Here is a 22400-nt window from a genome sequence, read left to right on the forward strand (position 1 = left end):
TAGTGGCTAAAATTTCGGAACGTCATTCCTTTTATTTAGACTATTTTTTATAAATAGGAATGTCATTCCGTTTTTTGCTGATTGGTGAAGGGGGTCACAAACAGCAGGCGGCGAAAGTCAGGTGCGGATGTCAATGTACTGAAAACAAACGAATTTTGTAGGATGTAGCATTACGGCTACAATAACGGAAATTTTTCGAATGGGAGTAACGGGATGTCAGGTGGCGAGAGCACGAACTCTTCCAGCATTGATAAGGTTTTAACGCTGTTGGAAGAAATAGGAGACCATCCCGAAGGCATATCGCTGGCGGCGTTGGTAAAGCGTACCCAGATAGCGAAAACGACCGGATTCCGCATCCTGGAAACCCTCAAGGAGCGGCAGTATGTGATGCTGGACAGCGCGACGGAGCGCTATCATCTGGATCTGAAAAGTCTGGAACTGGGGATAAAAGGATTAATGAATGTGAACCTGGTTGAGGTTTCCATTCCGTACCTGAAGAAGCTTTCCGCCAAAACTGAAGAAACCTGTTTTCTGGGCGTCTACAACGACGGCCACGTGGTCTACCTGTACAAAAGCGAAGGGACGCTCTCCATCCAGACCAACGCACAGCTGGGTGCGCGTCTGCCGGCCTACTGCACCGGGATTGGCAAGGCGCTGCTGGCCTTCCAGCCGCAGGAAGAAATCGACCGCGTGCTGAGCAAACCGCTGACGGCGTTTACCGAGAAAACGCTGGTTGACCGCGTGGCGCTGTATGAGGTGCTGGCGGATATTCGCCTGAAAGGCTACTCCCTCGATAACGAAGAGAACGAAGAGGGGCTGACCTGCGTGGCGCACCCGATCTTCAACTATACCGGCAGCGTGGTCGGCGCGCTGAGCGTCGCGGGGCCGACGCACCGTATGCAGCGTAAAATCGAGCGGGTTAACCAGGAGCTGGAGCAGGTCTGCTCACTGATTTCCCGCCGTCTAGGCTACCTGGGGAAATAGGTTTTTCCCGCTGCGGATGCTTGCGGCACGGTTAACGCCGTGCCGTTTGCGAAGGGTCGGCATGGTTAACGAGAACGCCCGGCAGGACGTGCTGAATGATGTTGATGGCCGCAGTACAGGCGGCAGAAACTACCGTTAGCGCAATATTTGTACATACTGTGTAAAGCCGGGGCAGTGTTTCCCGGATGCGCTGAAGGCCCGCCGGCGCTTCATGCGTTATTTATCAGGTTGTATAACATAAGGATTGCGCTATGCGTTGGCCTAAACACACCTTGGTAATGTGCACCGCGGCGATGTTATCCCTTCCCACCTTTTTTGCTCAGGCGCACGGCGATAAGCGCGGCGTCGACAGCGAAACGCTGCTGGAATCGGAGCGTTCCTGGGACGGTACGCGATATTCCGCCTATCCGCAGGGCACTCCGCAGCTTTCGGTGCTGAAGATCACCATTGCTCCCAACAGCAGCCTGGACTGGCATCAGCATCCGATCCCGAATGCCGCCTATGTACAGAGCGGCGTGGTGACGATAGAGAAGAAATCCAGCGGGGAAAAGCGGCAGGTCACCGCCGGCGAGGTGTTGCCCGAAGTGGTAGATATTGCCCATCGCGGCTATACCACCCAAGAGGGCGCGGTGCTGATTGTGTTTTACGCCGGCAAGAAGGGCGTGCCGCTGTCGGTGCCGGCGGGGGAGAGGTGAGCGGGGAGGCAGTTGATATTTGACGTCGAGGATGGGAAAGTGTCAGAAGTGGACGTATGTCTTCCCCGTATCATTCCAAGCATATCATGCATCCGCAGGCTCTAATCCCGGAATAGGCAGCAAAGATTGTCAGAGCTTCGGTTCGAAGCCCTTTGTATAGTCGATAGACGACTTAGCTAAAATTGCAGTAAATTACTGTGCTCAAGGAGCAGATGGCTCGCGACGATGTTAGTTTCGTAATTGCTACGTTTTGGTGTATTGAAAAGCAGGATAAAATGAGAAGAAATCTTCAGTATATGTGTTGGCTACTAGGGGCATTCGTGAGTGGCGTATCAGCCGAGCAATACGGTACTCCTCTATCAAGTTGCCTCAATGACCAAACCATCCCGTTTATTAACACAGATAAACCCGCAGTTGAGATAGTTGACACTGCGTACGAGCAGTGCAATAAAGAGAATCTAAAATGGAAAGAAGAGCGTAAACCATTATCTCCTGAAATAGTTGCCAAACAGGATGGGGAACTTCATGACTTTTATGTGCGTATGATTGAAATAAGGCGTAAAGCCGCAGATAAAGCAAAGTGACTATAATTTTTCTTCTCATCATGAGAGAAGGTGAGACAGGAACTTTGCTGAATAAACGAAAGTTTGGCTGAAGTGCAAGTTTACAGTAAAGATGATTAGGTGTGAAAACTTAAACACACTACATTATAAAAGGGATGCAATTGTGTTGAAAAAATTGGTAACGGGACAACTAAGTTTGCCAATGACGTTCTGGGGATATTTTTTTTGCGGAGGCCTGTTTATCGGTCTTATTGGTCTGGCAGGCATACATACAGGCCATACGGCAATAGTGCCGTTGTCTTACATACTTAAAACGGTTCTGTTCGGCGCTGTTCTTTCCGGTATTACGTTCATCCTTCGTAGAAAAATCACAGTGCTTGGTGCTCTTGCATTTTTTGTTGTCTTGACTCAGCTGATAATGAGTATCGTAATGATTTTAGGGCTTTCCTCATTGCTGTTTACGTAATTGAGTTAGAAATGAAAAGTATTTTCAAGGGAATAGTCTACGGATTTGGCAAGTCTGTTATCACTCAGGAGGAGAATAATAATGGTACAGAGGATGGGAGCTGGCTATTGCCCTGTTTCGGGGGAAGGAACCGCTCCTATTATAGGGAGGAATAGACGTTTCATTGATAGATAACCACAGTACGCCCGGTGATTCTTCGGGCCAGGAGTGCAACTCTTACCATTTTCTCCGGTCCACACCGTTCCACTATATCCACCACCGTCTAGTCGATCCCCCAAAGCAAAAAGCCCGCTTAAGTTTCCTTAAGCGGGCTTCTCTAAATATGGCTCCTCTGACTGGACTCGAACCAGTGACATACGGATTAACAGTCCGCCGTTCTACCGACTGAACTACAGAGGAATCGTGTGAACGGGGCGAATCATAGCGAGCCGCTGCGGGCATGTCAAAGGGGGAATACGCATTCTGTGACCGTTTGCTTACAGAATGCGCAATTGCTTGAGTTTTTTGCAGATTTAGCGCATTTCACCGCCAAAATGCCGGCCCTGTATCGGGGCGCAGCCGTCAGGATGCGGCGACGCCGCGATAAATCCGCTGTGGCCGGCCGACCTTGCCGTATACCATCTCCGCCGTCAGCTGCTGGTGCGCACTGCAAAACTCCAGGTAGCGGCGGGCGGTGGTGCGGCTCAGCCCCAGCTGCTGCGCCACGCTTTCGGCGGTGTGGCGGATGGCCGGGTCGGCGAACAGCTCGCGCACCTTGGTCAGCGTCAGCGCGTCGATGCCCGCCGGCAGCGTCGCCTGCCGCTCGCTGCGGGCATAGGTATTGAACATCTCGTCAATGCGCTGCTGGCTGACGCGGGTTTTGCCCTTCAGCGCCTGCCGCCGCTGGCTGAAGCGTTGCAGGGTCTGCGCCAGCCGGTCGTAGGCCAGCGGTTTAATCAGATAGTCGAACACGCCGTAGCGCAGCGCTTCGGCTACCGTATCCATATCGCTGGCGGCGGTGATAAATACAATGCCGCCGCCGTAGCCCTGCAGCGTCAGCTCGCGCAGCAGCTCAATGCCGCGGCCGTCGGGCAGAAAGTTATCCAGCAGGATCAGATCGGGTTTAAAGCGTTCGCACATTGCGCGCGCCTGCGCCAGATTGCCCGCCAGCCACATCTGCCGGCAGTTGCCGTGCTGCCTGATAAACTCGGCGTGCATCTCCGCCAGCGGCGTTTCGTCCTCAACGATTAAGATATTCAGCCATTCCATATGCTCCCCCTGATGAAATAACGCTTAAGCTGAAGGTAATGGATCTTCTGGCATTGGAGCGCCGTGCCAGATCAATAAAAACGATAAAAATAATTAAGTAAATAAAAACCATTAAATAACTTATTAATCGCCAACGCTTTGTGAATTAGGTCAATTATTGCCGCAATAATTCCCTTTACCATAATTTTTAGCTTACCTCTTTATTGTTATCTCCGGCGTAAGGTGGTGGTTTTTAAGGTGTTATTTTACCTGATTGTTAACTTTACCCGGTGTTTGTATTTGAATTGTTATATTAGCGAGCGAGTTATGTTGGCGGGCGCCATATTTAATCGAGTCTACAGAACGGAACATCAGGCCATTGCCGATATTCGCGCATTTCTGCGTGCCAATGACCTGAATATTGATACGACGGTGGAAGTGTTTATTACCGTTACGCAGAACGATAAATTGATGGCCTGCGGCGGCATCGCCGGCAATATTATTAAATGTGTTGCCATCAGCCCGCAGCTACGCGGCGAAGGGCTGGCGCTGTCGCTGGCGACCGAGCTGGTCAACCTGGCGTACGAACGCCATCACAGTCAGCTGTTTATCTATACCAAAACGCAAAACGAAGGCCTGTTCCGCCAGTGCGGCTTTTACCCGATCGCCGATGTGCCGGGCATTGTGGTGCTGATGGAGGACAGTCCGTGCCGCCTGCAGCGCTATGCGGCGCGGCTGGCAACGCAGCGCCGGCCGGGCGAGGTGATCGGCAGTATCGTGATGAATGCCAACCCGTTCACCCGCGGTCACCAGTATCTGATCCGCCGCGCCGCCGCACAGTGCGACTGGCTGCACCTGTTTCTGGTGCGTGAAGACACCTCGCGTTTTCCCTATGAAGACCGGCGCCGGCTGGTGATGCAGGGCAGCCGCGACATCGCCAACCTGACGGTACACGAAGGTTCGCAGTATGTGATCTCGCGCGCCACCTTCCCCTGTTACTTCATCAAGGAGCAGGGGGTGGCCGACGACTGCTACACCGAAATCGATTTAAAAATCTTCCGCCAGTATCTGGCGCCGGCGCTGGGCATTACCCACCGGTTTGTCGGCAATGAGCCTTTCTGCGCCGTCACGGCGAAATATAACCGCGATATGCGCCACTGGCTGGAAACGCCGGCGCTGTCCAGCCCGCCGATCCAGCTGGTGGAGATTGAACGGCTGCAGTATCAGGGCACCGCCATCTCCGCCTCCTGGGTTCGCAAACTGCTGGCCGCCGGCGATTTCCACGCCGCCGCGCCGCTGGTGCCGGAAGACACCCTTTACTACCTGCAGGATCTGCAGGCACGACGCCAGTCTAACGCGGCGTCGCCGGAATTTGAGTCCGCACAATCAGGTGAATGATGAAGATAATCCGAGAAGCAATGGCCGGCACGCTGGAATCCAGCGATGTGATGGTGCGCATCGCGCCCTGCGACGGCCCGCAGCATGACCTGCTGATTGCCAGCAGCGTGGAAAAACAGTTCGGCGCGGCGATCCGCAACACGCTGCTGCAGGTGCTGAACCAGTACGGCGTCGAGCCGGTACAGGTGATGGTCGACGACAAAGGCGCGCTGGACTGCGTGCTGTGCGCCCGGCTGGAAACCGCGCTGATGCGCGCCAGCGACGACGGCCAACTGCCCTGGGAGGTGAGCGATGAAAACGCTGAGTAAATCCCGTCCGCGCCGCAGCATGCTGTTTGTGCCGGGGGCCAACGCGGCAATGGTCAGCAACGCCTTTATCTATCAGGCCGACGCGCTGATGTTCGATCTGGAAGATTCGGTGATCCTGCGGGAAAAAGACGCGGCGCGCCGTCTGGTGTACCACGCGCTGCAGCACCCGCTGTATCAGGAGGTGGAAACCATCGTGCGGGTCAACGCGCTGGATTCCGCCTACGGCCTGGCGGATCTGCAGGCGGTGGTGCGCGGCGGCGCCGACGTGGTGCGGCTGCCGAAAACCGACGGCGCGCAGGACGTGCTGGATATGGAGCGTGAAATCAGCGCCATCGAGCGCGCGTGCGGTCGTCCGCAGGGCAGCACCGGGCTACTGGCGGCGATTGAGTCGGCGGCGGGCATCACCCACGCCGCTGCCATCGCTCAGGCGTCGCCGCGCCTGATCGGCATCGCGCTCGGCGCGGAAGATTACGTACGCAACCTGCGCACCGAACGTTCGCCGGAGGGGATTGAGCTGCTGTTCGCCCGCTGCTCGATTCTGCAGGCGGCGAGAGCGGCCGGCATTCAGGCGTTCGATACCGTCTATTCCGATGCCAACAACGAGGCCGGTTTCCTGCAGGAGGCGGCACTGATCAAGCAGCTGGGCTTTGACGGCAAGTCGCTGATCAATCCGCGGCAGATAGAGCTGCTGCACAACCTGTACGCGCCGAGCGCCAAAGAGGTGGCGCACGCCGAGCGGGTGGTGAATGCCGCCGAAGCGGCGGAGCGTGAAGGGCGCGGCGTGGTGTCGCTGAACGGCAAGATGGTCGACAGCCCGGTGATTGAGCGGGCGCGTCTGGTGCTGCAACGCGCGGCGTTGTCCGGCATTCGTGAAGAAGCAACGCACAGCGGGGAGGCGCAATGAAACGTCAACAAGGTCCGATCGATCTGCAGCAGCTGGCCGGCCTGGCCGTCTATCAGGAGAGTTCAAAAGCCAATCAGCAGGCGGCCAAACCGCGCGACAGAAAGCGCTGCGACTCGCTGCAGGAGGCGGTGCGCCGCAGCGGCCTGCAGGACGGCATGACCATTTCGTTCCACCACGCGTTTCGCGGCGGCGATCTGACGCTGAATCAGGTGATGGACACGCTGGCGGCGATGGGCTTTCGCAACCTGACGCTGGCTTCCAGTTCGCTCAGCGAGTGCCATGCGCCGCTGGTGGAGCATATCCGCCACGGCGTGGTCAGCCGTGTTTACACCTCCGGCCTGCGCGGCCCGCTGGCGGAAGAGATTTCTCGCGGCCTGCTGGCACAGCCGGTGCAGATTCATTCCCACGGCGGGCGGGTCAACCTGATTGAGTCCGGCGAGCTGCATATCGACGTCGCCTTTCTCGGCGTGCCGGCCTGCGATGAGTTCGGCAACGCCAACGGCTACAGCGGCGACGCCTGCTGCGGTTCGCTCGGCTACGCCAAAGTGGATGCGCAGCACGCCGATACCGTGGTGCTGCTGACCGAGGCGCTGGTGCCGTACCCGCATCATCCCGCCAGCCTGGCGCAGGATCGGGTCGATCTGATCGTACAGCTGGAGCGGGTCGGGGATGCCGACAAGATCGGCGCCGACGCCACCCGCATGACCTCCAACCCGCGCGAACTGCTGATCGCCCGCCGCGCCGCCGAGGTGATCGCCGCCTCCGGCTACTTCAGCGAGGGTTTTTCGCTGCAGACCGGCACCGGCGGCGCGTCGCTGGCGGTGACGCGCTTTTTGGAAGACAAGATGCGCGCCCGCGGCGTGCGCGCCGGTTTTGCGCTCGGCGGCATCACCTCCACCATGGTGGATCTGCACGAGAAGGGGCTGATCGGCAAACTGCTGGACGTGCAGAGCTTTGACCGCGCCGCGGCCGGCTCGCTGGCGCGCAACCCGCAGCATATCGAAATCAGCGCCAATCAGTACGCCAACCTGACCTCGAAAGGGGCGGCGGTGGATCGGCTCGACGTGGTGGTGCTGAGCGCGCTGGAAATTGACGCCGGGTTCAACGTCAACGTGCTGACCGGTTCCGACGGCGTGCTGCGCGGCGCTTCCGGCGGCCACTGCGACACCGCCGCCGCCGCGCGGTTGGCGATTATCGTTGCGCCGCTGGTGCGCGGGCGCATCCCGACGCTGGTGGATGAGGTGACCACCTGCGTCACGCCGGGATCCAGCATCGACATTCTGGTTACCGATCACGGCATTGCCGTCAACCCGGCGCGCCCGGAACTGGCGCAGCGGCTGCGCGACGCCGGGCTGGCGGTGGTTGATATCGGCTGGCTGCGCCAGCGCGCTCTGACGCTGACCGGTGAACCGCAGCCGATCGCCTTCAGCGACAAGGTGGTGGCGGTAGTGCGCTACCGCGACGGTTCGGTGATTGACGTGGTGCGTCAGGTGGCGGAGTAGCGTATGACGATCCTCCCCCCCGAACAGGCCGCCAACCGCGCCGTCGGCCTGACGGAACTGCTCGCCGCCCGCGAGCGGCGGCGCGACCGTCAGCAGGCCTGGCTGACGCGCCATCCGGCGACGCTGGTGGTGCTGACGCCGCTGGCGCCGGGCGCGCTGAAAGACAGCCCGCTGACGCGGCGCATCTTCAATCTCGGCTGGCAGGCGCTGCGCGCCGAGCAACGGCGGCAGGGGTGGCGCTGCCTGCGCGCCGAGGTGCAGGGGCTGCCCAGCGGCGGCGAAGGTTTTTTGTCGCTGCAGGCGGCGGCACGGCAGGTGAAACAGTGCTGCATCCGGCTGGAGGATATGCATCCCGCCGGGCGGCTGTGGGATATCGACGTGCTGGACGCGCAGGGGCGCATTCTGTCGCGCGACGATGGCGGGCTGCCTGCCCGGCGCTGTCTGCTGTGCGATCGGCCGGCGCGCGTCTGTGCGCGGCAGCGCCGCCACGACGTTGAACGGCTGCTGGCCGCCATGGAGGAGACGCTCAATGCTGCACTCGCTGCCCGCTAGTTCCGTCAGTCCGCCGCCGCTGTCTGCGGCTGAACGGCGCTTTGCCCTGTATGCCTATCGCGCCTTGCTGACCGAGGTCAACCTGACGCCGAAGCCCGGACTGGTCGACCGCGACAACAACGGGGCGCATCAGGATATGCATATCGGCCATTTCTATCGCAGCGCGCGCGCCATCGGCGTCTGGCTGCCGCGCTTTATCCGTCAGGGGCGGCAGGACGCGGCGCTGCCGGCCGATCGCGTGCTGGCGCGGCTGCGGCCGCTTGGTCTGGCCTGCGAAAACCATATGTTCCACGTCACCGGCGGGGTCAACACCCACAAGGGCAGCGTGTTTGCGCTCGGGCTGCTGTGCTGCGCGTTCGGCCGTTTGTCGTCGCCGACGCCCGCTGCGCTGTGCGCGGAGGTGGCGGCTATCTGCCAGGGGCTGACGGTGCGCGAGCTGCAGCGCAACAACGCCGGGCAGAGCGCCGGCCAGCGGCTGTACCGCCGGTTTGGCCTGAGCGGCGCGCGCGGCGAGGCCGAAGCCGGCTTCCCGCTGGTGCTGCACGGCGCATTACCACGCTATCTGCGGCGGCTGCGGCAGGGCGATAACGCGCAGAGCGCGCTGCAGGACTGCCTGCTGTGGCTGATGGCGCACAACGGCGATACCAATGTCGCCGCGCGCGGCGGCATGGCCGGGCTGCGCTGGCTGCAGCAGCGCGCGGCGCAGTTGCTGGCACAGGGCGGCGCCGGCGGCAGAGACGGTATCGCGCGGCTGCGCCAGTTTGACGCCGAGTGCACGGCCCGTCATCTCAGCCCCGGCGGCTGCGCCGACCTGCTGATAGTCACCTGGCTGCTGGCGCAGATATCGCCACCGGCCTTACAGGAATAATAATGCTGCGTTCAGGAGAACCTCTATGAGTCCGTTGAAACAAAAATTCGCCAAGGCGCTGGCGCCGCTGGTGGTGCTGGCGATCCTGCTGCTGATACCGGCGCCTGCCGGTATGCCGCCGCAGGCGTGGCGCTATTTCGCCATTTTTGTCGCCATGATTATCGGCATGATCCTGGAGCCGATCCCGGCGACCGCCATCAGCTTTATTGCGGTAACGGTGGGCGTGCTGGCTGCGCCCTGGGTGCTGTTCAGCCCGCAGGAACTGGCCGGGCCGGGCTTTAAGGCCGGCAAAGAGGCGCTGAAGTGGGGGCTGGCCGGCTTTTCCAGCACCACGGTGTGGCTGGTGTTCGGCGCATTCATCTTTGCGCTCGGTTACGAGGTCACGGGGCTGGGGCGGCGCATCGCGCTGTTTCTGGTGAAGTTTATGGGCAAGCGGACGCTGACGCTCGGCTATGCGGTGGTGATTATCGATATCCTGCTGGCGCCGTTTACTCCGTCCAACACTGCGCGCACCGGCGGCACGGTGTTCCCGGTGGTGAAAAACCTGCCGCCGCTGTTTGACTCGTTCCCGAATGATCCGTCGTCGCGGCGCATCGGCGGCTACCTGATGTGGATGATGGTGGTCGGCACCAGCCTCAGCTCGTCGATGTTCGTCACCGGCGCGGCGCCGAACGTACTGGGGATTGAGTTTGTCAGCAAAATCGCCGGCGTACATATCAGCTGGATGCAGTGGTTTATGGCGTTTCTGCCGGTGGGGCTGGTGCTGCTGATTGTCGCGCCGCTGCTCTCCTATTACCTGTATAAACCGGGCGTCACCCACAGCAGCGAGGTGGCCGGCTGGGCCGACGGCGCGCTGGCGGAGATGGGCAAACTGAGCCGTCAGGAGTACACGCTGATCGGCCTGGTGCTGTTGAGCCTGTGCCTGTGGGTGTTCGGCGGTAAAGTGGTGAACGCCACGGCGGTGTGCCTGCTGGCGGTGTCGCTGATGCTGGCGCTGCACGTGGTGTCGTGGAAGGCGATCACCCAATACTCCAGCGCCTGGAATACGCTGGTGAATCTGGCGACGCTGGTGGTGATGGCCAACGGCCTGACGCGCTCCGGCTTTATTGACTGGTTCGCCACCACCATGAGCACCCACCTGAGCGACTTCTCGCCGACGATGACCGTGGTGGCGCTGGTGCTGGTGTTCTACTTCGCCCACTATCTGTTTGCCAGTCTGTCGGCCCATACCGCCACCATGCTGCCGGTGATTCTGGCGGTGGGCAAAGGGCTGCCGGGCGTGCCGATGGAGCAGCTGTCGATTCTGCTGGTGCTGTCGATCGGCCTGATGGGCGTGCTGACGCCGTACGCCACCGGGCCGGGGGTGATCATCTACGGCTGCGGCTATGTGAAGTCGAAAGACTACTGGCGGCTGGGGGCGATCCTCGGCGTGCTGTATATCGCCGCCTTGCTGCTGATCGGCTGGCCGATCCTCAGCCTGTGGTATTAAGCGTGATGCCGGCGGCCCGTTAGCGGGCCGCCGCTGTATTGCGCCGCGCGTGACCCTCCTCACACCTTTTTTTGCCGAACCCCGCCATGATGTCCGGTCAGGCTAACTGATTAAAAACACACACAACAGGGACCCTTCGCGATGAAAAAAAACAAGATGCTGCTCTGCCTGCCGCTGCTGTTTTCCGCCTCGGCGTTGGCGGAAACCGCCGACTATCAGCTGGAGCAGGTGCTGGTGATGAGCCGCCACAACCTGCGCGCGCCGCTGGCCAACAACGGCAGCGTGCTGGCTAACTCAACGCCGCAGGCCTGGCCGCAGTGGGATACACCGGGCGGTGAGCTGACCACCAAGGGCGGGGTGCTGGAAGTGTATATGGGGCACTATTTCAACGCCTGGCTGAAGCAGGCCGGCCTGCTGCCGCAGCAGGGCTGTCCGACACCGGGCAGCGTCTACGTGTACGCCAACAGCCTGCAGCGCACGGTGGCCACCGCGCAGTTCTTTACCAACGGCGCGTTCCCGGGCTGTGACGTGGCGGTGCATCATCAGGATAAAATGGGGACTATGGACCCGACCTTTAACCCGATTATTACCGATAACAGCAAGCAGTTTAACCAGCAGGCGCTGAAGGCGATGAACGACAAACTGCACTCGCTGCAGCTGGATGCCGCCTACCGGCAGCTGGCGAAAATCACCGACTACGCCGACTCCAGCGCCTGTAAAACCGACAAGCAGTGCGACCTGACCGCAGAAACCAGCACCATGAGCGCGGTGCCGGGTAAAGAGCCGGGCGTCGCCGGCCCGCTGCGGGTGGGCAACTCGCTGGTGGACGCCTTTATGCTGCAGTATTACGAGGGCTTCCCGGCCGATCAGGTGGCGTGGGGCAAGGTGACCACGCCGGAGCAGTGGCGGCAGTTGGCGCAGCTGAAAGACGGCTATCAGGATTCGCTGTTCACTTCGACGGTGGTGGCGCAGAACGTCGCCAAGCCGCTGCTGACCTACATCAGCTCGGCGCTGATCGGTAAGGAGAAGGGCGAGGCGCCCAAACTGACGGTGCTGGTGGGGCATGATTCCAATATCGCCTCTCTGCTGTCGGCGATGCAGTTCAAACCTTATCAGCTGCCGCAGCAGTATGAAAAAACGCCGATCGGCGGCAAGCTGGTGTTCCAGCGCTGGCACGATAAGCAGGGCGATCGCGACCTGCTGAAGATTGAGTATGTCTATCAGTCCACCGAGCAGCTGCGCAACGCCGATAAGCTGACGCTGCAGCATCCGCCGCAGCGGGTGACGATGGCGCTGGAAGGCTGCCCGACCGATAAAGACGGCTTCTGCAGCTGGAGCGACTTTGAAAAAGCGATGAAAACAATGTTGTAACGGCCATCGCCCCTTTCTCCGGCGAGAGAGGGGCTGTACGCCCGCCCGTCACTCGCATTACACTGCTCCCCGTCGATCCTAAACTGCGGAACCGCCGTGCTCACTACGTTTCTTACCGATATCTGCTGGCTGCCGGTCAGCGACTTTCCCGGCCGGGTTATCCGCGGCCGTTTCAGCCTGACGGCCTACCATGACGCACTGTGGCAACAGGCGGCGCTGCCGTTCCCCGACCATCTGTCCGCGGCGGTGACGAAGCGCCGCGCGGAGTATCTGGCCGGGCGTCTGCTGGCGCGCCAGGCGCTGGAGGCGTTGGGGCATCCGCAACGGGTGGTGGCGCGCGGCGCCGATCGCGCGCCGGTCTGGCCTGACGGTATCGTCGGCGCGCTGAGCCACAACGCGGATACCGCGCTGTGCGCCGTCGCGCCGGCGGCCGATAGCGGCGGCGTCGGGCTGGATGTGGAAACGCAGATGCCGATGCAGCGCGCCGAGCAACTGTGGAGTGGGATCGTCAATCCGGCAGAGCAGGCGTGGCTGCGGCAACAGCCGCTGCCGTTCAACCTGTCGCTGACGCTGACGTTCTCCGCCAAAGAGAGCTTGTTCAAGGCGCTTTATCCGCAGGTGCAGCGCTACTTTGATTTTCTCGATGCGCAGATCGTCGCATTGGATCCGCAGGCGCAGACCTTTACGCTGGCGCTGCTGCAGGATTTAACGCCGCAGTGCCCGGCCGGGCGGCGTTTTGGCGGACGCTTTACGCTTGATGGTGACAACGTAACAACATTTATTTTCTTTTAAATCAATCAACTAAATGCATTTCGCCGCCGGTTGCGGCGGCGCTGGACAAGCGTATTTTCGCCGCTACAATAAACACTGTTTAAATAAACACTGTTTAAATAAACAGGTGTTGGCGATGACGATCGACCTTTTTGAAGACGCGCTGCCGGCGCCGTGGCGTGAGGAGATAGCGCCCGGCGCGGTGGTGCTGCACGGATTTGTCCGCGACCACGGCCCCGAGCTGCTGGCGGCGGTGCGCGGCGTGGTGGCGCAGGTGCCGTGGCGGCATCTGACCACGCCCGGCGGCTATACCATGTCGGTGGCGATGAGCTGGTGCGGCAACGGCTGGACCAGCGACAGCCGCGGCTACCGCTACGCCGAACGCGACGCGGGCAGCGGCCGCCGCTGGCCGGCGATCCCGCCCATTCTGCTGGCGCTGGCGGACGAGGCTGCGCTGCAGGCCGGCTTTGGCCACTTTACGCCGGACTCCTGCCTGATTAACCGTTACGACCCCGGCAGCAAGCTGTCGCTGCATCAGGATAAAGACGAGCGCGATTTCGGCGCGCCGATCGTATCGGTGTCGCTCGGGCTGCCGGCGGTGTTTCAGTTCGGCGGCCTGCAGCGCAGCGACCGGGCGCGGCGTATTCCGCTGGCGCACGGCGACGTGGTGGTGTGGGGCGGTCCGTCGCGCCTGTGTTTCCACGGTATTTTACCGGTGAAGGAGGGCTACCACTCGCTGGTGGGATCGCACCGCATCAACATCACTTTGCGCAAGGCGCTGTAAGCTGCGGCTGCTGCGCCAGGCAGGCGACCAGATGGTCGATAAACACCCGCAGCCTGGCAGGCAGGTGCGGCGTCGGCGCATACAGCAGCCACAGCCCGCCGCGATAGTTACTGAGAAACTCCCAGTCCGGCAGCACCTGCACCAGTTCACCGTCCGCCAGCGCCTGTCGGGCGGTAAAGTACGGCAGGCTGCCGATGCCGATATGCTGTCTGACCGCATCCAGCCGCACGCCGGTGTGGTTGGCGGCATAGCGCCCGCGCACGTTGACCATCTGCGTTTTGCCTGCCCGGCGGAAGCGCCAGCGCGCGTCGTTCGGCGTCTCTCCCAGATAGATGCAGCTGTGCTGCGTCAGCGCCTGCGGCTGCTGCGGCGTACCGTGCTGCGCCAGATAGTGCGGCGTGGCGCACAGCAGGTGCTCAATATTCATCAGTTTACGGCCGATCAGCCCCGGCGACGGGCTGTCGGTGATGCGCAGCGCCAGATCCACGCCGTCGTCAATCAAATCCATATAGCGGTCTTCCAGCCGCAGGCGCACGTCCACCTTGGGGTAGCGTTGCAAAAATGCCGGCATATGCGGGTGCAGCACAAAGCGGCCGACCGCTTTCGGCACGCTGATGCTGACCAGCCCTTCCGGCTCGGCGTCGTTTTGTCCGCTGAGGCTGAGCACCGCGTCGGCCGCCGCCAGCATCTGCCGGCAGTATTGCAGGGCGGTTTCTCCCTGCTCGCTCAGGCGCAGCTTACGGGTGGTGCGGTGCAGCAGGCGCAGCGCCAGCGCCCGTTCCAGCTTGCTGACGCTGCGGCTGACGGCCGAGGGGGAAGCGCCTAACTGGCGGGCGGCGGCGGAGAAACTGCCGCTTTCCGCCACCTGGACGAATACGGCCATCTCGGCCAGTAATGCGGTGGCTTGATTTGTGATCACAGCGCAAAAGTCCATTCTTCTGATAACGGATTATCCTCTGATTATGACATGAATATACTGGGTGCAGGGTCAATTAACCGGGGAATAAACGATGACAGAACGACATTACTATCACAGCGATGCACTGCAGTTGCAGGCGCAGGTGCTGGCCTGCCAGCCGCTGGAGGACGGCAACTATGCGCTGGAGCTGGATGCTACGCTGTTTCATCCGCAGGGCGGCGGACAGCCGGCCGACGGCGGCACTCTGAACGGCGAACCGCTGCTGCGGCTGGTGCCGCGCGGTGAGGATATTCTGCACGTGGTGGCGCGCCCGCAGCCGCCGGGCGCCATCGATATCGAGGTCGACGGCCGGCTGCGGGTACTGCATGCGCGCTGGCACTCCGCCGGCCATCTGATCGGCTATCTGGGGGAAACGCAGGGCTGGCGCCCGGTGAAGGCGCATCACTGGCCGGGGGAAGGGCGCATTACCTTTATGCCCGGCGACGGTGTGAAAGCGCTGGAGCAGGCATGGCTGCAGGAGGCGCTGACGCGCCTGATCGCCGCCGATTTACCGCGCCGTCAGCGGCAGGAAAACGGCGTTCGCCAGGTCGGCTTCGGCGATCTGCCGGCCTACGGCTGCGGCGGCACCCACGTGCGCTCGCTGGCTGAGCTGGGTGAGGTGACCATCAGCGCGCTGAAAATGAAAAAAGGCCAACTGGTGGTTTATTACGATCTCAGATAACGGCGCGACATTTCGCCGGTAATTTTTCTGCCCCGTAGCACGTGCTGCGGGTTTTTTATGCCGCCATGCCTGCCGCTTGCGTAACTTGTGAGCCGCCTCACGCCGTTTCCCTTATTTTATTCCTGATGCTTGAGAACGCTCTCATTCCTTTTTATTGGTGTTGGAAACCGGTTTCCATATCGTTTCCAATGGCGGTGAGAAATGCATCCAACCATCACTGGGGTAATAACAATGAAGAAAATTATGCTTTGCTGTTCTGCGGGGATGTCGACCAGTCTGCTGGTAAAGAAAATGACGGCGGAGGCCGCCAGCCGCGATCTGCCGGTGGAGATTGCCGCCTATAGCGCGGGGGAATTTGATGAGCAGTTCAGCCGCTATCAGGTGGTGCTGCTGGGGCCGCAGGTGAAATATATGCTGCCGGCGCTGTCTGCGCGCGCGGCGGAGCAGGGCATTCCGGTCGCGGCGATCGATATGATGGATTACGGCATGCAGCGCGGCGATAAGGTGCTGGATTTCGCCCTGGCGCTGATCGCGCAGCAGGGAGAGCCGGCATGACCTCTCTCTATCAGGCGATGGTCAACCTTATCGAGCAGAAGGTGACGCCGCTGGCCGGCAGCGTCGGCCAGCAACGCCATGTGATTGCCATCCGCGACGGCTTTGTCTCCGCGCTGCCGTTTATGATCATCGGCTCATTTATGCTGGTGTTTATCTTTCCGCCGTTCTCCGCCGACAGCAGCTGGGCGTTCGCCCGCGGCTGGCTGAATTTTTCACTGCAATACCGTGAACAGCTGATGCTGCCGTTTCACCTCAGCATGGGGGTGATGACTTTCTTTATCTCGGTGGGGATCGGCGCCAGTCTGGGGCGGCACCATAAACTGGACCCGATCATGACCGGCCTGCTGGCGCTGATGGCGTTTTTACTGGTGGCGGCGCCGTACCGCGACGGCGTGATCGATACGCAGTATTTCTCCGGCGAGGGGATTTTCACCGCTATCGTTACCGCGCTGTATGCCGGTGAACTGTACGCCTGGCTGAAGCGGCACAATATCACCATCCGGTTGCCGCAGGAGGTGCCGACTGGCGTCGCGCGATCGTTTGAGATCCTGATCCCGGTGGTGGCGATCGTCGCCACCCTGCATCCGCTTAATCTGCTGGTGCAGAGCTACACCGGCATGATCATTCCCCAGGCGATTATGCATCTGCTGCAGCCACTGGTGTCCGCCTCGGACTCGCTGCCGGCGATCCTGATTTCCGTGTTTATCTGCCAACTGCTGTGGTTCGCCGGTATTCACGGCGCGCTGATCGTCACCGGCATCATGAACCCGTTCTGGATGACCAACCTGGCGCTGAACCAGACCGCTCTGGCGGCGGGCGCGCCGCTGCCGCATATCTACCTGCAGGGCTTCTGGGACCACTACCTGCTGATCGGTGGCGTCGGCTCTACGTTGCCGCTGGCGTTTTTACTGCTGCGCAGCCGGGCGGCGCATCTGCGCAGTATCGGCAAGATGGGCGTGGTGCCCAGCGTGTTCAATATCAACGAGCCGATTCTGTTCGGTGCGCCGATCATCATGAATCCGGTGTTTTTCCTGCCGTTTATTCTGGTGCCGATGATTAACGCCACCTTCGCCTATATCGCCACCAAACTGGGCTGGGTAGCGCAGGTGGTGTCGCTGACGCCGTGGACCACGCCGGCGCCGATTGGCGCCTCATGGGCGGCGAACTGGGCGGTAAGCCCGCTGCTGATGTGCCTGTTCTGCATGGTGCTGTCGGCGCTGATGTATTACCCGTTCCTGAAGGCTTATGAGCGCACGCTGCTCAAGCAGGAGCAGGAAAAACAACAACCACAGGGCGGAGAAGCCGCCGTTAATTCCTGACGTAAGGGGTCGTGATGAAATATGCATTCCCGCAAGATTTCTGGTGGGGCAGCGCCAGCTCGGCGCCGCAGAGTGAAGGCGAGAGCCTCAGTTTCGGCAAAAGCGCCACCATCTGGGACGAGTGGTTCCGGCTGCAGCCGGAGCGTTTTCACCAGCAGGTCGGCCCGCAGCAAACCTCGGATTTCTACCGCTGCTGGCGCGATGACATCGCGTTGCTGAAACGGCTGAACCACAACAGTTTCCGCACCTCCATTTCCTGGGCGCGGCTGATCCCGCAGGGGCGCGGCGAGGTTAATCCGCAGGCGGTGGCGTTTTATAACCAGGTGATTGACGAGATGTTGGCGCAGGGCATTACGCCGTTTATCAACCTGTTTCACTTTGATATGCCGCTGGCGATGCAGCAGCAGGGCGGCTGGGAAAGCCGTGAAGTGGTGCAGGCCTATGCCGAGTTTGCCGATGTCTGTTTCCGCCTGTTCGGCGACCGGGTCAAGCACTGGTTTACCTTTAACGAGCCGATTGTGCCGGTGGAGGGCGGCTATCTGTATGACTTCCACTACCCGAACGTGGTGGACTTCAGGCGCGCCGCGACGGTGGCCTACCACACCATGCTGGCGCACGCGCTGGCGGTGCGGAACTACCGCGCCCGCGGGCAGGACGGGGAGATCGGCATCATCCTCAATCTGACGCCTTCCTATCCGCGCTCCGCCAACCCGGCCGATGTGCAGGCGGCGCATGTTGCCGATCTGATGTTTAACCGCAGTTTCCTCGACCCGGCGCTGCGCGGCAGCTACCCGCAGGAGCTGGTGGCGCTGCTGCGTCAGCATGACCAACTGCCGCCATGCCAGGCGGAGGACGCCGCATTGCTGGCGCAGGGCGTGGTGGATCTGCTGGGCATCAACTATTACCAGCCGCGCCGCATTCAGTGCCGCGACAGCCTGGTCAATCCGGACAGTCCGTTTATGCCGGAGTGGTTTTTCAGCCACTATGCGATGCCAGGCCGCAAGATGAATCCGTACCGCGGCTGGGAGATTTACGAAAAGGGCATCTACGATATTCTGACCAACCTGCGGGAAAACTACGGCAACCCACGCTGCTTTATTTCCGAGAACGGCATGGGCGTGGAGGATGAACGGCGTTTTGAGCAGAACGGGCAGATTCAGGACGACTACCGCATCGATTTTATCCGCGAGCATCTGCAGTGGGTGCACCGGGGCATCAGCGAGGGCAGCCGCTGCCTGGGCTACCATATGTGGACCTTTATCGATAACTGGTCATGGAGCAACGCCTACAAGAACCGCTATGGCTTTGTGCAGCTGGATCTGGCGAGCCAGCAGCGCACTATCAAGAAAAGCGGCGAATGGTTCGCCGCAACCGCCGCCGCCAACGGTTTTGAGGAGCAACGCTGATGGACGATTTGGAAAGTACGGTGATGGAGATTATCGTTAATGCCGGCCAGACGCGCAGCCTGTGTTTCAGCGCGCTGCAGGCGGCGCGTGACGGCGATTTTGCACTGGCGCAGACGCAGCTGCAGCAGGCCGATGAGTTTTCCCGCGCCGCACACCGGGTGCAGACCCGGCTGATTGAGCAGGACGGCGGTGAGGGCAAAACGCCGATGACGCTGATTATGGTGCATGCGCAGGATCATCTGATGAATGCGATACTGGCGCGGGAACTGATTGCCGAAATGGTCGAACTTTATCAACGACAACGGCCATCGGCTCAGGGATAATCACTAGCGGGCCGCCGGCCCGTTTGAGGTTGATGACAACGTCGTCTGATGATTCGTGATACCCGGGCCTAGCGTAACGAGGGGCGCTTCGGCGGCTTACGCCGCTACGACCCCATCGTCACGCTCTCCCTAATAGTTGGCTTTATCAGTCGTCTGTAGCGGGCCGCCGGCCCGTTTTTCTCTATCAGCAGGAAGACCCGCAGTTATGGCCAATATCAATGATGTTTCCCGCCTGGCGCAGGTATCGAAAGCCACGGTGTCCCGGGTGCTGAGCGGCAGTCGCGGGGTAAAGGAAGAGAGCCGGCAGGCGGTGCTGCGGGCGGTGGAAACGTTGAACTATCGTCCGAACGCCGTCGCCCAGTCGCTCACCAGCCAGAGCACCGGCTGTATCGGCGTGATTTGCGCCACGGAACATATTCAGCAGGCGACCGGTTATCTCCAGGCGCTGGAGAAGCAGCTGAGCCGTCAGCAGAAGCATCTGCTGCTGCGTTTCGCCAACGACGCCGCCGCGCTGGCGGCCGCGGCGGCGGAGCTGAGCAGCGGCTGGTGCGATGCGCTGATCGTGGTCGGCGCGCGTTTTGCGCTGCCGCCGCTGCCGGACAGCACGGTGTGTCTGGACTGCGTCACCGCGTCCACGGCGAAAAGCGTGGGTTTTGACCACCAGTTTGCGGCAGAAACCGCGGTGCATTACCTCGCTAGCCAGCAGCGGCGGCAGATCGCCCTGATTAACTTTGCCGCCGGCGACGCCGCCGAACAGGTGCTGCAGGGCTATTGCCACGCGCTGGAAACGCACCTTATCCCCTATAACCGCCAGCTGGTGGTGGAAGACGAAGCGGTGACGCGCATTGCGCTGCAGCGCCTGCTCAACAGCACGATGCCGTTTAATGCGCTGCTGGTGACCGACGACTGTCAGGCGCAGGAGGCGCTGACGGTGCTGGCGCAGTATCAGCGTCAGGTGCCGGCGCAGGTGATGGTGTTCAGTCTGGACGGTTCGCTGCAGTGGCCCGGCGCGCCGACGGTGCCGTCGATTGAGTATTCGCTGGATGCGCTGGCGCAGCGTGCGCTGGCGCTGCTGAGCGGCGCAGAAGAGCCTGGTTTACTGCGCGGCAGCCTGACGGCGCGCTGACGCGCCGCAGCCCCCGTCGTTCTGGCGGGCGGCCGTTTCTCCCCGCTATTTTTTTGTGTCTCCCGCAGCGACGCCGCTCTGCCGCCGTCGCTCATGGCCGCGCGCCGCAAACTGTTATCCCTGACACACTTCTCACTGAAACCGGTTGCAGAAAAGAAGCCTCCCACTTATTCTGCAACCGGTTTCATTTTTGAGAAACACGTAGGCGGAAGTCATAACCTTTACGATAAGGTATTAAAATAATGACGAAAATAAGAAACTATGCCCAGTTGGCCGGCGATATTCTGGCGGAGGTCGGCGGGCAGGATAATCTGGTCAGTTTTACCCGTTGCGCCACCCGTCTGCGGCTGGTGCTGAAGGAGACGCCGCCGCAGGCGGCGGAGCGGATTAAACAGCTGCCGGGCGTCATCATGGTGGTGCAGAGCGGCGGACAGTTTCAGGTGGTGATCGGCGTACATGTGGCGGAGGTGTTTGACGCTTTTTCCGGCCTGGTCGATCAGAGCCAGCTAAAAACCGAAGGCGCGAAAGTCCGGCTGCTGGACGCGGTCATCGGCTCCATGTCGGCGATTTTCGCGCCGATCGTGTTTGTGCTGGCGGCGGCGGGCATCCTGCAGGGCGGCCTGATCGTCGCCAGACATTTTGCGCCGCAGCTGGCGAACGGCGGCACCTTCGAGGTGCTCAACTTTATGTCCTGGACGCCGTTTGCCTTTCTGCCGGTGCTGATTGCCATTACCGCGTCGCGCTTTTTCCGCTGTAACACCTTTATCGCGGTGCTGTGCAGCTGCGCGCTGATTAATCCTGAGTGGGGCGCCATCGCCGCGCGTATCGCGCAGGGCGAAGCGATCCACTTCCTCGGCCTGCCGCTGGCGGAAACGGTGTACACCTCGTCGGTGCTGCCGCCGATCTTTATGATCTGGTGCCTGTCATACGTGGAAAAATATGCCCGCCGCGCGATCCCCGACGTCGTCAACGAATTATTTACCCCGCTGGTCTGCATGCTGATTATGGTGCCGTTTACGCTGTTGCTGATCGGCCCGATCACCAGTTCGGCGGCGTTCGCCATTGCCGGCGGCTACAACTGGCTGTTTGACACCGCGCCGGCGCTGGCCGCCGCGCTGATCGGCGGCGTATGGCAAATGGTGGTGATCTTCGGCGTGCACTGGGGGATTACGCCGGTGGTGATGGCCAACTTTGATGCGCACGGCCGCGACTCTTTTCAGGCTTTCCAGACCATTGCGGTGGTGGCGCAGATGGCGGCGGCATTGGCCGTCGGCTTTAAATCACGCAACCCGCAGTTTAAAACTACCGCGCTTTCCGCCGGCGTCACTGGCGTGTTCGGCATTACTGAACCAGCGCTGTACGGTGTGACCCTGCGCCTGAAAAAGCCGTTTATCTGCGGCTGTATCGGCGGCGCGCTGGGCGCTTTGGTCACCAGCTTCTTCGGCAGTTACTACTATGCTTATGCTGGATTACCCAGCCTGCTGACCGTGGTAAACGCTATCAGCCCGGAGAACCCGATGTCGTTTATCGGCGAACTGGCGGGCGTTGCTACGGCGATAATCAGCACCATGGCGATGGTGTACGCGGTGGGCTTTGACGATCCGCCGTTGGCGGCGGGCGGCGCGGCGCCTGCGGCACCAAAGACGCCAGAAACGCCTGCGGCTGATGAGCCGGCGGCGCAGCCGCAGGCGGTGACGCTGCTGTCCCCGGCGGCGGGGCATTATGTGCCGTTGGAGCAGGTGAACGATCCCAGCTTTGCGCAGAAATTGCTGGGCGAAGGCGTGGCGATCCGCCCGGTGGACGGTCAGATCCTGGCGCCCTGCGACGCGGTGGTCTCCTCGGTGATCGACAGCCGGCATGCGGTCGGGCTGACCTGCGCCAACGGCGCCGAATTGCTGATCCACGTCGGGCTGGATACGGTCAAGCTGCAGGGGCAGCATTTTGACACGCTGGTGGCGGTGGGCCAGCAGGTGAAAGCGGGCGACCCGCTGATCCGCTTTGAGCAGCAGGCGATAGAAGCGGCGGGGTATGACGTGACCACGCCGTTTGTGGTGCTGAACAGCGATGAGTTTGCGGTGCGCCTGCTGGACGTAAACAGAGAGGTTGCCTGCGGGCAGCCGGTTATGCAGATTGGGTAACAAACAGGAGC

Annotated in this window: 23 protein-coding genes and 1 tRNA gene; 21 read left to right on the forward strand and 3 right to left on the reverse strand. The window is 61.0% G+C overall.

Annotation, left to right across the window (positions count from 1 at the left end; genetic code table 11):
* The first annotated feature begins 213 nt into the window (after window positions 1-213).
* The 4 genes from HF675_RS08635 (at window position 214) to HF675_RS08650 (ending at window position 2708) form a co-directional block, all read left to right on the forward strand.
* Window positions 214-984 carry an IclR family transcriptional regulator gene (locus tag HF675_RS08635; RefSeq protein WP_105231810.1) on the forward strand — a complete coding sequence of 257 codons (771 nt, stop codon included), beginning with the start codon at window positions 214-216 and terminating at the stop codon, window positions 982-984.
* 251 nt (window positions 985-1235) lie between these two features.
* Window positions 1236-1679 (forward strand): cupin domain-containing protein, encoded by a 444-nt coding sequence (locus HF675_RS08640; RefSeq protein WP_187044421.1) that lies wholly within the window; start codon window positions 1236-1238, stop codon window positions 1677-1679.
* A 212-nt stretch (window positions 1680-1891) separates the two neighbouring features.
* Window positions 1892-2263 (forward strand): hypothetical protein, encoded by a 372-nt coding sequence (locus HF675_RS08645; protein ID WP_255427344.1) that lies wholly within the window; start codon window positions 1892-1894, stop codon window positions 2261-2263.
* 142 nt (window positions 2264-2405) lie between these two features.
* The gene (locus tag HF675_RS08650) at window positions 2406-2708 is read left to right on the forward strand and encodes a hypothetical protein (RefSeq protein WP_187044422.1); all 303 of its coding nucleotides are present in this window, start codon (window positions 2406-2408) and stop codon (window positions 2706-2708) included.
* 323 nt (window positions 2709-3031) lie between these two features.
* On the opposite strand, the gene HF675_RS08655 is transcribed toward HF675_RS08650, so the two are convergent.
* Both HF675_RS08655 and dpiA read right to left on the reverse strand, forming a co-directional pair.
* Window positions 3032-3107 (reverse strand) — tRNA-Asn (locus HF675_RS08655).
* Between the two features lie 162 nt (window positions 3108-3269).
* Entirely contained in the window at window positions 3270-3956 is a 687-nt protein-coding gene (gene dpiA, locus HF675_RS08660; RefSeq protein WP_105231799.1) for a two-component response regulator DpiA, read from the reverse strand.
* A 306-nt stretch (window positions 3957-4262) separates the two neighbouring features.
* Here dpiA and citC point away from each other — a divergent pair, with 306 nt between their 5' ends.
* From citC to alkB, 10 genes are all read left to right on the forward strand, one after another.
* On the forward strand, window positions 4263-5333 hold the full coding sequence (gene citC / locus HF675_RS08665) for a [citrate (pro-3S)-lyase] ligase (protein ID WP_187044423.1): 1071 nt from the start codon (window positions 4263-4265) through the stop codon (window positions 5331-5333).
* Entirely contained in the window at window positions 5333-5641 is a 309-nt protein-coding gene (gene citD / locus HF675_RS08670; RefSeq protein ID WP_187044713.1) for a citrate lyase acyl carrier protein, read from the forward strand. Before citC ends, citD begins: the two co-directional genes overlap by 1 nt.
* Window positions 5625-6545, forward strand: coding sequence for an aldolase/citrate lyase family protein (locus HF675_RS08675; RefSeq protein WP_187044424.1), 921 nt, complete (start codon window positions 5625-5627; stop codon window positions 6543-6545). Before citD ends, HF675_RS08675 begins: the two co-directional genes overlap by 17 nt.
* Window positions 6542-8047, forward strand: coding sequence for a citrate lyase subunit alpha (gene citF / locus HF675_RS08680; protein WP_105231796.1), 1506 nt, complete (start codon window positions 6542-6544; stop codon window positions 8045-8047). The genes HF675_RS08675 and citF overlap by 4 nt, the downstream gene beginning before the upstream one ends.
* 3 nt (window positions 8048-8050) lie before the next feature.
* Window positions 8051-8599 (forward strand): citrate lyase holo-[acyl-carrier protein] synthase, encoded by a 549-nt coding sequence (gene citX / locus HF675_RS08685; RefSeq protein WP_187044425.1) that lies wholly within the window; start codon window positions 8051-8053, stop codon window positions 8597-8599.
* Window positions 8577-9467: a triphosphoribosyl-dephospho-CoA synthase CitG gene (gene citG / locus HF675_RS08690; RefSeq protein WP_187044426.1), complete on the forward strand. Its 891-nt coding sequence runs from the start codon at window positions 8577-8579 to the stop codon at window positions 9465-9467. The genes citX and citG overlap by 23 nt, the downstream gene beginning before the upstream one ends.
* Window positions 9468-9492: 25 nt before the next feature.
* The gene (locus tag HF675_RS08695) at window positions 9493-10956 is read left to right on the forward strand and encodes an anion permease (protein WP_111736792.1); all 1464 of its coding nucleotides are present in this window, start codon (window positions 9493-9495) and stop codon (window positions 10954-10956) included.
* Window positions 10957-11097: 141 nt separating this feature from the next.
* Window positions 11098-12327 (forward strand): bifunctional glucose-1-phosphatase/inositol phosphatase, encoded by a 1230-nt coding sequence (gene agp / locus HF675_RS08700; protein ID WP_187044427.1) that lies wholly within the window; start codon window positions 11098-11100, stop codon window positions 12325-12327.
* 96 nt (window positions 12328-12423) lie between these two features.
* The gene (locus HF675_RS08705; protein ID WP_187044428.1) at window positions 12424-13119 is read left to right on the forward strand and encodes a 4'-phosphopantetheinyl transferase; all 696 of its coding nucleotides are present in this window, start codon (window positions 12424-12426) and stop codon (window positions 13117-13119) included.
* 115 nt (window positions 13120-13234) lie between these two features.
* Window positions 13235-13882 carry a DNA oxidative demethylase AlkB gene (alkB, locus tag HF675_RS08710; protein WP_105233433.1) on the forward strand — a complete coding sequence of 216 codons (648 nt, stop codon included), beginning with the start codon at window positions 13235-13237 and terminating at the stop codon, window positions 13880-13882.
* Here the strand turns inward: alkB and HF675_RS08715 are convergent.
* On the reverse strand, window positions 13860-14816 hold the full coding sequence (locus HF675_RS08715; RefSeq protein WP_187044429.1) for a LysR family transcriptional regulator: 957 nt from the start codon (window positions 14814-14816) through the stop codon (window positions 13860-13862). The genes alkB and HF675_RS08715 overlap by 23 nt on opposite strands.
* Before the next feature lie 76 nt (window positions 14817-14892).
* Here HF675_RS08715 and HF675_RS08720 point away from each other — a divergent pair, with 76 nt between their 5' ends.
* The 7 genes from HF675_RS08720 (at window position 14893) to HF675_RS08750 (ending at window position 22389) form a co-directional block, all read left to right on the forward strand.
* Window positions 14893-15522: a hypothetical protein gene (locus tag HF675_RS08720; protein WP_105233431.1), complete on the forward strand. Its 630-nt coding sequence runs from the start codon at window positions 14893-14895 to the stop codon at window positions 15520-15522.
* A 231-nt stretch (window positions 15523-15753) separates the two neighbouring features.
* Window positions 15754-16077 (forward strand): PTS sugar transporter subunit IIB, encoded by a 324-nt coding sequence (locus tag HF675_RS08725; RefSeq protein ID WP_054307116.1) that lies wholly within the window; start codon window positions 15754-15756, stop codon window positions 16075-16077.
* Window positions 16074-17396 carry a PTS sugar transporter subunit IIC gene (locus HF675_RS08730; protein WP_187044430.1) on the forward strand — a complete coding sequence of 441 codons (1323 nt, stop codon included), beginning with the start codon at window positions 16074-16076 and terminating at the stop codon, window positions 17394-17396. Before HF675_RS08725 ends, HF675_RS08730 begins: the two co-directional genes overlap by 4 nt.
* A gap of 14 nt (window positions 17397-17410) precedes the next feature.
* Window positions 17411-18802, forward strand: coding sequence for a glycoside hydrolase family 1 protein (locus tag HF675_RS08735; protein ID WP_187044431.1), 1392 nt, complete (start codon window positions 17411-17413; stop codon window positions 18800-18802).
* Window positions 18802-19125, forward strand: coding sequence for a PTS lactose/cellobiose transporter subunit IIA (locus tag HF675_RS08740; RefSeq protein WP_105231788.1), 324 nt, complete (start codon window positions 18802-18804; stop codon window positions 19123-19125). The genes HF675_RS08735 and HF675_RS08740 overlap by 1 nt, the downstream gene beginning before the upstream one ends.
* A 205-nt stretch (window positions 19126-19330) precedes the next feature.
* Window positions 19331-20251 carry a LacI family DNA-binding transcriptional regulator gene (locus HF675_RS08745; protein WP_105231787.1) on the forward strand — a complete coding sequence of 307 codons (921 nt, stop codon included), beginning with the start codon at window positions 19331-19333 and terminating at the stop codon, window positions 20249-20251.
* A 242-nt stretch (window positions 20252-20493) separates the two neighbouring features.
* The gene (locus tag HF675_RS08750; RefSeq protein ID WP_105231786.1) at window positions 20494-22389 is read left to right on the forward strand and encodes a glucose PTS transporter subunit IIA; all 1896 of its coding nucleotides are present in this window, start codon (window positions 20494-20496) and stop codon (window positions 22387-22389) included.
* Window positions 22390-22400 lie beyond the last annotated feature (11 nt).

This window comes from Serratia sp. JUb9 (assembly GCF_014298095.1).
GTDB classification, from domain to species: domain Bacteria; phylum Pseudomonadota; class Gammaproteobacteria; order Enterobacterales; family Enterobacteriaceae; genus Serratia_B; species Serratia_B rhizosphaerae.